The 13,575-nt window shown below is 60.2% G+C and carries 11 protein-coding genes; 10 read left to right on the top strand and 1 reads right to left on the bottom strand.

Going from position 1 to position 13,575, the window contains the following annotated elements; translation table 11 throughout:
- The first annotated feature begins 189 nt into the window (after positions 1-189).
- The 10 genes from PLD_RS19700 to PLD_RS19655 all read left to right on the top strand — a co-directional run bounded on the left by PLD_RS19700 (position 190) and on the right by PLD_RS19655 (position 13,199).
- Positions 190-906, top strand: a complete 717-nt coding sequence (locus tag PLD_RS19700) for an SIMPL domain-containing protein (RefSeq protein ID WP_159895640.1) — start codon at positions 190-192, stop codon at positions 904-906.
- 220 nt (positions 907-1,126) lie between these two features.
- Positions 1,127-1,690: a helix-turn-helix domain-containing protein gene (locus tag PLD_RS19695; protein WP_159895638.1), complete on the top strand. Its 564-nt coding sequence runs from the start codon at positions 1,127-1,129 to the stop codon at positions 1,688-1,690.
- A gap of 800 nt (positions 1,691-2,490) precedes the next feature.
- Positions 2,491-4,116: an ABC transporter substrate-binding protein gene (locus tag PLD_RS19690; RefSeq protein WP_159895636.1), complete on the top strand. Its 1,626-nt coding sequence runs from the start codon at positions 2,491-2,493 to the stop codon at positions 4,114-4,116.
- 309 nt (positions 4,117-4,425) lie between these two features.
- Entirely contained in the window at positions 4,426-6,027 is a 1,602-nt protein-coding gene (locus PLD_RS19685) for an ABC transporter substrate-binding protein (RefSeq protein ID WP_159895634.1), read from the top strand.
- 167 nt (positions 6,028-6,194) lie between these two features.
- Positions 6,195-7,571 carry an OprD family porin gene (locus tag PLD_RS19680; protein ID WP_159895632.1) on the top strand — a complete coding sequence of 459 codons (1,377 nt, stop codon included), beginning with the start codon at positions 6,195-6,197 and terminating at the stop codon, positions 7,569-7,571.
- A 78-nt stretch (positions 7,572-7,649) separates the two neighbouring features.
- Positions 7,650-9,245 carry an ABC transporter substrate-binding protein gene (locus tag PLD_RS19675; RefSeq protein WP_159895630.1) on the top strand — a complete coding sequence of 532 codons (1,596 nt, stop codon included), beginning with the start codon at positions 7,650-7,652 and terminating at the stop codon, positions 9,243-9,245.
- A 73-nt stretch (positions 9,246-9,318) separates the two neighbouring features.
- Positions 9,319-10,329, top strand: coding sequence for an ABC transporter permease subunit (locus PLD_RS19670; RefSeq protein ID WP_159895628.1), 1,011 nt, complete (start codon positions 9,319-9,321; stop codon positions 10,327-10,329).
- Between the two features lie 11 nt (positions 10,330-10,340).
- On the top strand, positions 10,341-11,252 hold the full coding sequence (locus PLD_RS19665; protein ID WP_159895626.1) for an ABC transporter permease subunit: 912 nt from the start codon (positions 10,341-10,343) through the stop codon (positions 11,250-11,252).
- Between the two features lie 10 nt (positions 11,253-11,262).
- On the top strand, positions 11,263-12,231 hold the full coding sequence (locus tag PLD_RS19660; protein WP_159895624.1) for an ABC transporter ATP-binding protein: 969 nt from the start codon (positions 11,263-11,265) through the stop codon (positions 12,229-12,231).
- Entirely contained in the window at positions 12,231-13,199 is a 969-nt protein-coding gene (locus PLD_RS19655) for a peptide ABC transporter ATP-binding protein (protein ID WP_159895622.1), read from the top strand. The genes PLD_RS19660 and PLD_RS19655 overlap by 1 nt, the downstream gene beginning before the upstream one ends.
- A gap of 106 nt (positions 13,200-13,305) precedes the next feature.
- Here PLD_RS19655 and PLD_RS19650 read toward each other — a convergent pair whose 3' ends face one another.
- Positions 13,306-13,548: a hypothetical protein gene (locus PLD_RS19650; RefSeq protein ID WP_178116193.1), complete on the bottom strand. Its 243-nt coding sequence runs from the start codon at positions 13,546-13,548 to the stop codon at positions 13,306-13,308.
- Between the last annotated feature and the right edge of the window lie 27 nt (positions 13,549-13,575).

Here is a 13,575-nt window from a genome sequence, read left to right as displayed (position 1 = left end):
ATAACCAAGCAGCCCCCGGCGCAGGCAAAACTGCGGCAAAGCGCCACACTGTTTTTTTCTGCCCCCGTCACCGCCCATTGTCTATATGTATCAAAGTTGTAATTGCTCGAAACGAGACATAAAAACCACAGTCTGAAGGGCTCACGCAGGTGGGGACCTTTCCCTGCGGACCGCACTCAAGGAGTTTCCATGCAGCATTTCAGTCGCAGTATCGCCCTACTCGCCCTCGGCGGCGCCCCTCTCGTCAGCCTGCCCGCCCTGGCCGCCGATGATCTGCACTACAACCAGATTGCCCTGCGCGCCGAAGTCAGCCAGGAAGTGGCCCGCGATCTGATGATCGTGACCCTCTACAGCGAGTCACAGAATACCGACCCGGCCAAGCTGGCCTCACAGATCACCACCACCATGAACAAAGCCCTGGGCCAGGCACGTCAGGTCAAGGGCGTGACCCTACGCCAAGGCAGTCGCAACAGCTATCCGATCTATGACAGCAAGGGTCAGAAGATCACCGGTTGGCGTGAGCGCGCCGAACTGCGCCTGGAAAGTGCCGACTTCGCGGCCTTGTCCAAGCTCACCGGCGAACTGTTGGGCGATCTGAAAATGGGTGGCATGGACTTCGCCATCGCCGATCCGACCCGCAAGGCCAGCGAGGACGCCCTGCTCAAGGATGCGGTCAAGGCGTTCAAGGCCCGCGCCCAACTGGCCACCGAAGCCTTGGGCGGCAAGGCTTACAAAATCGTCAACCTGAACCTCAACAGCAACGGTTATCCACAGCCTTACATGCGTGCGCCGATGATGATGAAAGCCGCCAGCATGGATTCAGCGCCAGTGACCCCGGAGGTCGAAGCCGGCACCAGCCAAGTCAGCATGACCGCCGACGGCGCCATCGAAGTATTGATGCCTTAACGCTTCCCTCGCTTCAGCCCGCGGCGGCTCCCTCGGCACGACGCCAAGGTGACCGCCACTCTGGGTTGGCCATGATCACCAGCCCAGACCGTGAAACCCACCTCAGAATCTATGAGCTCGCTCCTTGGCTGATGCTAAAGTGACCGAGCCCAGTACAGCGCCTGTCGATCGTTTTGGCGTCAGCCGGGTATAGTGTTCCTTCCCTATAAGAGCCTCTCCCATGACCGCAGATCGCATCGGCGAACGCCTGCGTCGCTATCGCCGCGCCGCTAAAAAAACCCTTCACCAAATTGCCAGCGAATCCGGCCTGACGGCCAGTTTCCTCTCCCAGGCGGAACGCAATCTCACCGGCGTCTCGATCTCTTCCCTGGTCAACATTGCCAAGTCGCTGAACGTCCCGTTAAACGCCCTGTTCGACCAGCCCACTCAGGCGCAACCGGACTCCCACAACGGGAAACGCGTGCGCTACACCATCGAAGGCCAACCGCTGGCCTATGAGCGGCTGTCCAGTTCCTTTCCCGGCAATGTGCTGAACGCGGTGAAGATGAACATACCGGTGGGTTACCAGTCGGAACTGATTTCCCACGATGGCTCAGAGTTCTCCTACGTTCTTTCTGGACAGATCGTCTACACCATCGAGGGTCAGCAATATCCCCTCGGCCCAGGCGACTCGGTGCACTTCGACTCGACTAAAACCCATTGCCTGGTCAACGCCGGCAACAGCCCGGCGGAAGTCCTGACCATCACGACCCTGGGCCTGTTCGACGACCCCGCGGCAACCTGAGCCCAACACAACGCCACCCACCGAAGCTCACAGGCAACCCTGTGGGCAAGAGAAATGTAAGTCAGGCTTAATTTTCGTTGACCCCGATTTCAGCATGACTTAATTTCGGCATCGGTTAATCGATTATCAACAACACAACAAACGATTGCTGTCGCCGCACCGGGCCCATGGGGCTGCATCCACGCCCTATAGCAAGGCGAGTTGCCACGGCCCACAAGGCCAATCCTCAGATACGCCCTAGAAGAAGAAAAAATGAGGTTTGCATGTGTAAGACCTTTGCACTTCAGATTTGGCAGGCAACGGGGCTAATCCCCGACACCCCGCTGTCACAGACCGGCAGCCTCCTCCACAGTGACCACCTCACTGCGAGCCACACATTCAACACCGTCGACGATGGGCTGTTCACCCGCCATCGCCTGCCAAACCTCGGGCATCCGTCTCCCACGGCCTCCCCTTGCGAACCACCCTGCGTCCTCCGCTCATCTGAATACGCCGAACGCTGGCGCCTGGCAACGCAAGCACCGCCCCGTCGACCCACGCTCCAGCGACGCCCCCGTTGGAGGCACGAGGAACCTCGCTTGCCCAGTAAAAAGGCAACGCCAGCACCCGAAAAAACCAACGCAAACGTTCAAATGCGTCAAGACTTATACAAATGCGTCATTCGTGTACGTTCGTTCCACTCTTTGAGGCTTGTGACAGTCCCGTATCTTGCATTGGGTATGGGGCCTGCATAAGTATCGGCGGGTCGACTCACGAGGTCGCCCTCAACACCAAAAATGACAACAAATCATGAGGCCACCATGTTCAAAAAAGCAGTCCTTCCGTTTTTAGTCAGCGCCGGCTTGCTTGCCAGCGCCCCCTTCGCCCACGCGGCGACTAACCTGGTGTTCTGCTCTGAAGGGAGCCCGGCCGGTTTCGACCCAGGCCAGTACACCACCGGAACCGACTTCGATGCCTCAGCCGAAACCCTCTACAACCGCCTGAGTCAGTTCGAACGTGGCGGCACCGCTGTAATTCCAGGCCTGGCCACCAATTGGGACATCTCGGACGACGGTCTGACCTACACCTTCCACCTGCGTGAAGGCGTCAAGTTCCACACCACGCCCTACTTCACCCCGACGCGTAACTTCAATGCCGATGACGTGCTGTTCACCTTCAACCGCATGCTCGACAAAGACATGCCGTTCCGTAAGGCGTACCCCACCGAGTTCCCGTATTTCACCGACATGGGGATGGACACCAACATCACCAAGGTCGAGAAGCTCGACGACAAGACCGTCAAGTTCACCCTCAAGACCGTGGACGCCGCGTTCATCCAGAACCTGGCCATGAGCTTCGCCTCGATCCAGTCCGCCGAGTACGCCGACAAGCTGCTCAAGGAAGGCAAGCCCAGCGACATCAACCAGAAGCCGATCGGCACGGGGCCGTTCGTATTCAAGAGCTACCAGAAAGACTCCAACATCCGTTACACCGGTAACAAGGACTACTGGAAGCCTGAAGACGTGAAGATCGACAACCTGATCTTCGCCATCACCACCGACCCATCAGTGCGCATTCAGAAACTGAAGAAGAACGAATGCCAGATCACCCTCTTCCCACGTCCGGCCGACCTCAAGGCGCTCAAGGAAGACAAGAGCCTGAAGATGCCGGAACAGGCAGGCTTCAACCTGGGCTACATCGCCTACAACGTGATGCCGGTCCTCAAGGGCCGCACCGATGCCAACCCGCTGGCCGACCTTCGGGTTCGTCAGGCGCTGGACATGGCGGTGAACAAACCGCAGATCATCGACTCGGTCTACCAGGGGGCCGGCCAACTGGCAGTTAACGCCATGCCACCGACCCAATGGTCCTACGACACCACCATCAAAGATGCCAAGTACGACCCTGAGAAAGCCAAGCAATTGCTCAAGGAGGCGGGCATCAAGGAAGGCACGCAGATCACCCTATGGGCCATGCCGGTCCAGCGTCCGTACAACCCGAACGCCAAGCTGATGGCCGAAATGCTGCAGTCCGACTGGGCCAAGATCGGCCTCAAAGTGAATATCGTCAGCTACGAGTGGGGCGAGTACATCAAACGTTCCAAAGGCGGCGAGAACCAGGCGATGATCATCGGCTGGAGTGGCGACAATGGTGACCCGGACAATTGGCTCGGCACCCTGTTCGGCTGCGATGCACTGAACGGCAACAACTTCTCGAAATGGTGCGACAAGCCTTACGACGCACTGATCAAGCAAGCCAAATCTACCTCGGATGTGGCTAAGCGCACCGAACTGTACAAACAAGCACAGCACATCCTCAAAGACGCAGTCCCCATGACACCTATCGCACACTCGACGGTGTTCCAACCCATGCGCGCCAACGTGCAGGATTTCAAGATCAGCCCCTTTGGCTTGAACTCCTTCTACGGCGTCGGCATCGGCAAATAAGGTACTGCAACGGCGACGTCGCTGACGTCGCCGTTGCGCTACCGCCCCACCCTGCAGGAGACGGCCCTGTCTTCGAAGCAGCGCCACCTAGAGTGCGTTCCTTCGAATTTAAAGCCGATTCCTACAAGGCTTTCAGGCTCAGCGCATATACCGCACGGCCCTGGACCTCTAACGTCGAAGCCAGGTAACGCCGCGTCTGCCCTGGAGTAATTTGTCGCTATGCAATGGTTTGGCATCAATGACCTGCACAGGCTCCAGGAAGGGGCCATGGTCCATTGATCATCACAACAAAAATGGAGTAGGACCGTCATGCGTCATTCCTTGATCATTCCGGCGCTGCTGGGCACTGGCCTACTGGCCACCAGTTCATTCAGCACCGCCGCCGACCGCAGCCTGGTGTTCTGTTCCGAAGGCAGCCCGGCAGGCTTTGACACCGCGCAGTACACCACCGCCACCGACAACGACGCCGCCGAGCCGCTGTACAACCGTCTGGTGGAGTTTGAGAAGGGCGCGACCAACGTACTGCCGGCCCTGGCCAAGCGCTGGGATATTTCCGAGGACGGCCTCACCTACCGTTTCCACCTGCGTGAAGGGGTGAAGTTCCATACCACGCCCTACTTCAAGCCGAGCCGCGACTTCAACGCCGACGACGTGCTGTTCACCTTCAACCGCATGCTTGACGCCGAACACCCATTCCGTAAGGCCTATCCGACGGAGTTTCCCTACTTCAACGGCATGAGCCTGAACAAGAACATCGCCAAGGTCGAGAAGACCGATCCACTGACCGTGGTCATGACCCTCAATACCGTGGACGCGGCGTTCATCCAGAACCTCGCCATGAGCTTCGCCGCGATCCTCTCCGCCGAATACGCCGAGCAACTGCTCAAGGCCGGCACGCCCAGCCAGATCAACCAGAAGCCTATCGGCACCGGCCCGTTCGTCTTCCAGCGCTACCAAAAAGACTCGCAGATCCGCTACGCCGCCAACAAAGACTACTGGGACCCGAGCCGGGTCAAGCTCGACAGGCTGATTTTCGCCATCAACACTGACGCTTCGGTGCGCGTGCAAAAACTTCGCGCCGGCGAGTGCCAGATCACCTTGCACCCACGCCCCGCCGATATCGATGCGCTGAAAAACGATCCGAAACTGCGGGTTATCGAAAAGCCCGGTTTCAACCTGGGCTACATCGCCTACAACGTGCAGCACAAGCCCCTCGATCGTCTCGAAGTCCGCCAGGCGCTGGACATGGCGGTGAACAAAACCAGCATCCTCAACGCCGTCTACCAAGGCGCCGGACAACGGGCGGTCAACGCGATGCCGCCCACCCAATGGTCCTATGACACCCGCATCACGGACGTGGCCTACAACCCGGAAAAAGCCCGCGAGCTGCTCAAGGCCGCGGGGGTCAAGGAAGGCACGGAAATCACCCTCTGGGCCATGCCCGTACAACGCCCCTACAACCCCAATGCCAAGCTGATGGCCGAGATGCTGCAATCGGACTGGGCAAAAATCGGCCTCAAGGTGAAGATCGTCAGCTACGAATGGGGTGAATACATCAAGCGCACCAAGAACGGCGAGCACGACATCAGCCTGATCGGCTGGACCGGTGACAACGGTGACCCAGACAACTGGCTGGGCACCCTCTATAGCTGCGACGCCATCGGTGGCAACAACTACTCCATGTGGTGCAACCCGCAGTACGACGCGCTGATCAAGCAAGCCAAGCTCGTCACCGACCGTGAACAGCGCAGCATGCTGTACAAGCAAGCCCAGCAATTACTCAAGCAACACGTGCCGATCACGCCCGTGGCGCACTCGACGATCAACCAACCGTTGAGCGCCAAAGTCGAGGGCTTCAAGGTCAGTCCGTTCGGCCGCAATTCCTTCTCGGGTGTCAGCCTGACCCCATAAACGGTGAGCTTAAAACTCTGGGGGCGATTTCGCCCTCACGCAGGTGCTTTGCCTGAATTCGGCAATCACGCCGCATGCAAACGTTTGCGAAGCCTTAAATGAGTTCCAAAAAACAGCCGGCCCAAAAAAACCGGCACTTAAAAAAAGAAAGCAAAGGAGCTTCACCCATGAAACTGAGCAGTAGCGCATTGCTAGCCCTGGCTATCAGTAGCATCACCGCCACGGCCTATGCGGAGAGCGTCAGCCAGGCCTTCATCCCGACTGAACTGAACAGCACCCAGGCCCAGGCCGAGACCAAAGGGTTTATCGAAGGACAGAGCCTGTCGGGCACCACCCGCAACTGGTACGCCAACGAGCTGAGACGTCGCGAAAACCGTTTTTCGTACAACCACAACGGTTCAGACACCCCGACCTCACGCCGGATCAACTGGGTCCAGGGCACCATCCTCAACTACAGCTCCGGCTTCACTGAAGGCACCGTGGGCGTCAGCACTGAAGTCGCGGCCTACAACGCTATTGCGCTGGATCGTGACCGCAAGCACATCGCCGGCAAGAACAACCGCACCCTGACCCACTCCGACGGCGACGCCGTGGGCCAGTGGAGCAAATTGGGCCTGGCCAACGTCAAGTTCCGCGTGTCCAACACCACCCTGACCGCCGGCCGGCAGAACTTCAGCACGCCAATCGTCGATGTCATCGGCAACCGCGCCCTGCCTTCAAGCTTTGAAGGGGTGAGCCTGCACAGCGAAGAATTCAACAACCTGTCGTTCGACGCCGGCAGCTTCGATCGGGTCTCGCCACGGACCGAACAGAGCCTGTCGAAATTCCGCTCCGAGTACACCAACAACACCGCCGAGACCGACCGCGTGAGCATCGTCGGCCTCAACTACCAGCCGCTGAAAAGCCTGAAGACCAGCCTCTACGCCTCCAAGGTGGAAGACTTCTGGAACCAGTACTACTTCGGCGCCACCCACGATCTGGGCGACAGCTCGGTACTGAGCCTGACCACCGGCCTGAACTACTACAAGACCGTCGACACCGGCAAGAAAGAGATGGGCAATATCGACAACGATACCTACTCCCTGTCGATGGGGCTGACCCACCAGGCCCACAGCCTGACCTTCTCGTACCAGGAAATTAACGGCAACGAGTACTTCGACTACCTGCACGAAACCAACGGCATCTACCTGGCCAACTCCCTGCTTTCGGACTTCAACGGCCCGAACGAGAAGTCCTTCCAGATCGCCTACGGCCTGAACATGGCCGAATACGGCGTGCCCGGCCTCAAGTTCAACATCTACCAGGCCCGCGGCTGGGGGATCGACGGCACCCACTACAGCGGTACCGCCTACGACGTGAAGAACCTCGACGGCGAACATCACTACGAATACGGCGTCGGCGCCTCCTACGCTGTTCAAAGCGGGCCACTGAAAGCCACTGCGATCCGTGCCACCTACACCACGCACCGCGCCAGCGAGAACCAGGGCGACGGCAACATCAACGAGTTCCGCGTAGTGACCACTATCCCGTTCAATATTCTTTAACCCACCAGTTGAAGGGCCGACTCATGACGAGTCCGCCCTTCAAGCTAATCTGGTTCAATTGATTGCAGAGGGTTCTTGATGAACATGCTTCCCCTGAAAGCGGCCATTGGCGCCGCCCTGCTGAGCGTCGCCCTGGGCGCCACAGCCAAACCCCTGGTGGTCTGTACCGAAGCCAGCCCGGAAGGCTTCGATATGGTCCAGTACACCACTGCAGTCACTGCCGACGCGGTGGCGGAAACTATTTTCAACCGCCTGGTGGACTTCAAGCCCGGCACCACGGATATCCAACCGGCGTTGGCGGAGTCTTGGGACATCAGCCCCGATGGCCTGCAGTACACCTTCCACCTGCGTAAAGACGTCAAGTTCCACAGCACCGACTACTTCACCCCAACCCGCACCATGAACGCCGACGACGTGCTCTGGAGCTTCCAGCGCCAACTGGACCCGATGCACCCCTGGCATGACAAATCCAGTGTGGGCTTCCCCTACTTCGAGAGCATGGGCTTCAAAGAACTGCTCAAAAGCGTCGAGAAGACCGACGATCACACCGTGGTCTTTACCCTGACCCGCCGTGAAGCGCCGTTCCTGACCGACATCGCCATGGCCTTCTCATCGATCTTCCCGGCGGAATACGCCGACAAGCTGCTCAAGGAAGGCAAGACCGCGGACCTCAACAGCAAGCCCATCGGCACTGGCCCATTCATCTTCACCCGCTACGCCAAGGACGCCCAGGTGCGTTTCAAGGCCAACCCGGACTACTTCCGTGGCAAGCCGCCAGCCGACCCGCTGGTGTTGGCGATCACCACCGACAACAACGTGCGCCTGCAAAAACTCAAGGCCAATGAGTGCCAGATCGCCCTCTATCCCAAGCCCGATGACATCCCCAGCATCAAGGCCGACGCCAACCTCAAGGTCGACGAACTGGCCGCCATGACCATCGGCTACATCGCCATGAACACCACCCGCAAATACATGAATGACGTGCGGGTACGTAAGGCCATCGACATCGCCTTCGACAAGGAAGCCTACGTCAACAGCCTCTACGGCAAAGGCAATGCGCTGATTGGCACCGGCCCCTATCCGCCGACCCTCTTGGGCTTCAACAGCAGCCTGAAGAATCCGCACCGGGATCTGGACAAGGCCCGCGCCCTGCTCAAGGATGCCGGAGTGCCGGACGGCACGGTGATCACCCTGTTCACCCGCAACGGCGGCGGCCCGACCAATCCCAATCCCCTGCTGGGCGCGCAGATGATGCAGGCCGACCTGGCCAAGATCGGCCTCAAGCTCGACATCCGCGTCATGGAGTGGGGCGAAATGCTCAAGCGTGCGAAAAACGGTGAACACGATATGGTCTCGGCCGGCTGGGCCGGGGACAACGGTGACCCGGACAACTTCCTGACCCCGAACCTGAGTTGTGACGCAGCGAAAAACGGCGAAAACTACGCCCGCTGGTGCAATAAAGAGTTCCAGGAGCTGATCGACCAGGCCCGCGCCGACGCTGAACCTGCCAAACGGGCAGTGCTCTATGAAAAGGCGATGCTGGTTTTCCAACAGGATCAACCCTGGATTCCCATGGCCTATCCGAAGATGTTCACCGCCATGCGCAAGAACGTCGAGGGTTACCACCAGAGCCCCCTGACCACCAACAACTTCGCGACCACCCAAGTGAAGTGATAAGAAACGCCCGCCGCCCTTGACCGCAAGGGTGGCGGGAACGCCTAACCGGCTGATTGAGGTACTTCAGAAGATGTTTAGTTTTATTGCCCGCCGTGTGGGGTTGTTGATCCCCACATTCTTCGGCATCACCTTGCTGACCTTCGCCTTGATACGCATGATTCCCGGCGATCCCGTGGAAGTCATGATGGGCGAGCGTCGGGTCGACCCCGAGATGCATGCCCAGGCAATGGAACGCCTTGGATTGAACAAACCGCTGTATGCCCAATACCTGGACTACATCGGCAAACTGGCCCACGGCGACCTGGGCGAGTCCCTGCGCACCCGCACCAGCGTGTGGAGCGAATTCACTTCGCTGTTCCCCGCGACCCTGGAACTGTCCATGGCCGCCCTGCTGTTCGCCGGCGTTCTCGGGCTGCTGGCCGGGGTGATCGCCGCCTTGAAGCGAGGATCACTGTTCGACCATGGGGTGATGGGCATCTCACTGGCGGGCTATTCGATGCCGATCTTCTGGTGGGGCCTGATCCTGATCATGTTCTTCTCGGTGAGCCTGGGCTGGACTCCGGTTTCCGGGCGCATCGACCTGCTCTACGACATCGAGCCCAAGACCGGTTTCATGCTCATCGACACCCTGCTGGCCGAGGATACCGGCGCCTTCTTCGATGCGCTGCACCACCTGATCCTGCCGGCCATCGTTCTGGGCACCATTCCGTTGGCGGTGATCGCGCGGATGACCCGTTCCTCGATGCTCGAAGTGCTGCGCGAAGACTACATCCGCACCGCCAAGGCCAAAGGCCTGTCGCCGGCCCGGGTGGTGTTCGTTCACGGTCTGCGCAATGCACTGATTCCGGTACTGACCGTGGTTGGCCTGCAAGTGGGCACCCTGCTGGCCGGCGCGGTGCTGACCGAGACCATCTTCTCCTGGCCTGGCATCGGCAAATGGCTGATCGAGGCCATCGGCGCCCGGGACTACCCGGTGGTGCAAAACGGCATCCTGCTGATCGCCTGCCTGGTGATCATGGTCAACTTCGTGGTGGACATCCTCTACGGCTTTGCCAACCCACGCATCCGTCACCAGCGCTGAGATCAAGACTAATGAGCACTCAAAACTCTTCAGTAGCAGTCGATCAAAGCCTGCTCTATCCGTCCGTTTACAAAGAATTCTGGCAGCACTTTTCCCGCAACAAAGGTGCCGTGGCCGGCCTGCTGTTCATGTCGTTGATCGTGTTCTGCGCACTGTTCGCCCCTTGGGTGGCGCCGCACAACCCCAGCGAGCAGTACCGGGATTTCCTGCTGACCCCGCCAGTCTGGCTCGAAGGCGGGCAGATGCAGTTCCTGCTGGGCACCGACGAACTGGGGCGCGATTTGCTGTCGCGCCTGATCCATGGCTCGCGCCTGTCGCTGCTGATCGGCCTGTCATCGGTGGTGATGTCGCTGATCCCGGGCATCCTGCTGGGGCTGTTCGCCGGGTTCTTCCCGCGTTTGCTGGGCCCGACCATCATGCGCTTGATGGACATCATGCTGGCCCTGCCGTCCTTGCTGCTGGCGGTGGCGATCGTCGCCATCCTCGGCCCAGGCCTGATCAACACCGTGATCGCCATTGCCGTGGTATCGCTGCCGTCCTACGTGCGCCTGACCCGCGCTGCGGTGATGGGCGAGCTCAACCGCGACTACGTGACCGCCGCCCGCCTGGCCGGCGCCAGCCTGCCGCGCCTGATGTTCATCACTGTGCTGCCCAACTGCATGGCACCACTGATCGTGCAGGCCACCCTGAGCTTCTCCTCGGCGATCCTCGACGCCGCCGCCCTGGGCTTCCTCGGCCTTGGCGTACAGCCGCCAACGCCTGAGTGGGGCACCATGCTGGCCTCGGCCCGGGACTACATCGAACGCGCCTGGTGGGTGGTGAGCCTGCCGGGTCTGACCATTTTGCTCAGCGTGCTGGCAATCAACCTAATGGGCGACGGCCTGCGCGATGCGCTGGACCCGAAACTCAAGAACGCCGCCTGAGGAGATTCCCATGTCACTGCTAGAAATCAAGAATCTCAATGTTCGCTTCGGCGACGCCAAGGCCGTTCCAGTGGTGGACGGTCTCGACCTCAAGGTCGACAAGGGCGAAGTCCTGGCCATCGTCGGCGAGTCCGGCTCCGGCAAGTCGGTGACCATGATGGCCCTGATGGGCCTGATCGAGCACCCCGGTATCGTCACCGCCGACGCGCTCAACTTCGACGGTCGCGACATGCTCAAACTCAGCGACCGCCAGCGCCGGCAGGTCGTCGGCAAGGACCTGGCCATGGTTTTCCAGGACCCGATGACCGCGCTGAACCCGAGCTACACCGTGGGCTTCCAGATCGAGGAAGTGCTGCGCCTGCACCTGAAAATGTCCGGCAAGGCCGCGCGCAAGCGTGCCATCGAGCTGTTGGAAAAGGTCGAGATCCCCGGCGCCGCCAGCCGCATGGACGCCTACCCGCACCAGTTGTCCGGCGGCATGAGCCAGCGAGTGGCCATCGCCATGGCCATTGCCGGCGAACCCAAGCTGCTGATCGCCGACGAACCCACCACCGCCCTGGACGTGACCATCCAGGCGCAGATCATGGAGCTGCTGCTCAACCTGCAGAAAGAGCAGAACATGGGCCTGGTGCTGATCACTCACGACCTCGCCGTGGTGGCCGAAACCGCCCAGCGGGTGTGCGTGATGTACGCCGGCCAAGCCGTGGAAGTGGGCCAGGTGCCGCAGTTGTTCGACATTCCCGCGCACCCCTACAGCGAAGCGCTGCTGGCAGCGATTCCCGAGCACAGCCTGGGGGCCTCGCGCCTCTCGACCTTGCCGGGCATCGTCCCCGGGCGCTACGACCGGCCCCAGGGTTGCCTATTGTCGCCACGCTGCCCCTACGCCCAGGACAACTGCCGCCAACAGCGTCCCAGCCTTGATCCGCAAGCCGCCAGCCTGGTGCGCTGCTTCTACCCGCTCAATCAGGAGGTGGCGTAATGGCCGTCGTTCTTACCGCCCGCGAGCTGACCCGTCACTACGAAGTGTCCCGGGGCCTGTTCAAGGGCCATGCCACAGTGCGCGCCCTCAACGGCGTGTCTTTTGAACTGGAGGCCGGCAAGACCCTGGCCGTGGTAGGCGAATCCGGCTGTGGCAAATCGACCCTGGCCCGGGCCCTGACGTTGATCGAAGAGCCCTCCTCCGGCTCGCTGAAAATCGCCGGCCAGGAAGTCGCCGGCGCCAACAAGGCCCAGCGCAAGCAACTGCGCAAAGACGTGCAGATGGTATTCCAGAGCCCTTATGCCTCGCTCAATCCACGGCAGAAAATTGGTGACCAACTGGCCGAGCCGCTGTTGATCAACACGCAACTGTCGGCCGCCGAACGCCGGGAGAAAGTCCAGGCGATGATGAAGCAAGTAGGGCTGCGTCCCGAGCATTACCAACGCTACCCGCACATGTTTTCCGGCGGTCAGCGCCAACGCATCGCCCTGGCCCGGGCCATGATGCTGCAACCCAAGGTGCTGGTGGCGGATGAGCCGACCTCAGCCCTGGACGTGTCGATCCAGGCCCAGGTCCTGAACCTGTTCATGGACCTGCAGCAGGAGTTCAACACCGCCTACGTGTTCATCTCCCACAACTTGGCGGTGGTACGCCACGTTGCCGACCAGGTGTTGGTGATGTACCTCGGTCGCCCCGTGGAAATGGGCCCCAAGGAGGACATCTACAACCGCCCTCTGCACCCCTACACCCAGGCACTGCTGTCGGCGACCCCGACCATTCACCCCGACCCGGACAAACCTAAGATCAAGATCGTCGGCGAGTTGCCCAACCCGCTGAACCCGCCACCGGGCTGCGCGTTCCACAAACGCTGCCCCTACGCCACCGAGCGGTGCAGCTCTGAAGAGCCAGCCTTGCGCCAGCTCGACAACCGTCAGGTGGCCTGCCACTACGCCGAGCAGTTCGTGTAGGCCCCATGAAAAAAGCGCTCCCGAAACCTGTCCGGGAGCGCCTCAAGCGTGTTCTACCGACCCCTTTCGACCGATTGCGCATCAATCGGTCGCGAGGGGTTTTCTGTCAGCCCTGACGTTCGCCAGCATCCTTTTCAGCAATCTGATCATCATCCCCCGAACGACCTTCCTGACCTTCATCCCTCGGCTCAGACTCAGACGTGGCAAACATCTGCACCGGTTCATGCTGACTCGACGAAACGCCCGGTTCCTTGACGTCCAACAGGTTATGGGCCCAGGCCGCTGGGGTTCCAAGCGACAGCACCAGCAGCACTTTGATCAGCAACAGCGTGCGTTGGAAAATAGTCATAGCCGATTCCATCCTTCACAGGTGAAT

Origin of the sequence: Pseudomonas sp. LD120 (genome assembly GCF_009861525.1) — a bacterium.
Classification (GTDB): Bacteria; Pseudomonadota; Gammaproteobacteria; order Pseudomonadales; family Pseudomonadaceae; genus Aquipseudomonas.
Note: the sequence above shows the minus strand (reverse complement) of the source record. Positions and strands in the feature narration are given on the sequence as shown.

What these genes read in the sequence shown, in the direction of transcription:
- PLD_RS19680 (WP_159895632.1), top strand. Translation starts at nt 6,195, where the DNA reads ATGAAACTGAGCAGTAGCGCATTGCTAGCCCTGGCTATCAGTAGCATC.
- PLD_RS19695 (WP_159895638.1), top strand. Translation starts at nt 1,127, where the DNA reads ATGACCGCAGATCGCATCGGCGAACGCCTGCGTCGCTATCGCCGCGCC.
- PLD_RS19660 (WP_159895624.1), top strand. Translation starts at nt 11,263, where the DNA reads ATGTCACTGCTAGAAATCAAGAATCTCAATGTTCGCTTCGGCGACGCC.
- PLD_RS19655 (WP_159895622.1), top strand. Translation starts at nt 12,231, where the DNA reads ATGGCCGTCGTTCTTACCGCCCGCGAGCTGACCCGTCACTACGAAGTG.
- PLD_RS19675 (WP_159895630.1), top strand. Translation starts at nt 7,650, where the DNA reads ATGAACATGCTTCCCCTGAAAGCGGCCATTGGCGCCGCCCTGCTGAGC.
- PLD_RS19700 (WP_159895640.1), top strand. Translation starts at nt 190, where the DNA reads ATGCAGCATTTCAGTCGCAGTATCGCCCTACTCGCCCTCGGCGGCGCC.
- PLD_RS19665 (WP_159895626.1), top strand. Translation starts at nt 10,341, where the DNA reads ATGAGCACTCAAAACTCTTCAGTAGCAGTCGATCAAAGCCTGCTCTAT.
- PLD_RS19670 (WP_159895628.1), top strand. Translation starts at nt 9,319, where the DNA reads ATGTTTAGTTTTATTGCCCGCCGTGTGGGGTTGTTGATCCCCACATTC.
- PLD_RS19690 (WP_159895636.1), top strand. Translation starts at nt 2,491, where the DNA reads ATGTTCAAAAAAGCAGTCCTTCCGTTTTTAGTCAGCGCCGGCTTGCTT.
- PLD_RS19685 (WP_159895634.1), top strand. Translation starts at nt 4,426, where the DNA reads ATGCGTCATTCCTTGATCATTCCGGCGCTGCTGGGCACTGGCCTACTG.
- PLD_RS19650 (WP_178116193.1), bottom strand. Translation starts at nt 13,548, where the DNA reads ATGACTATTTTCCAACGCACGCTGTTGCTGATCAAAGTGCTGCTGGTG.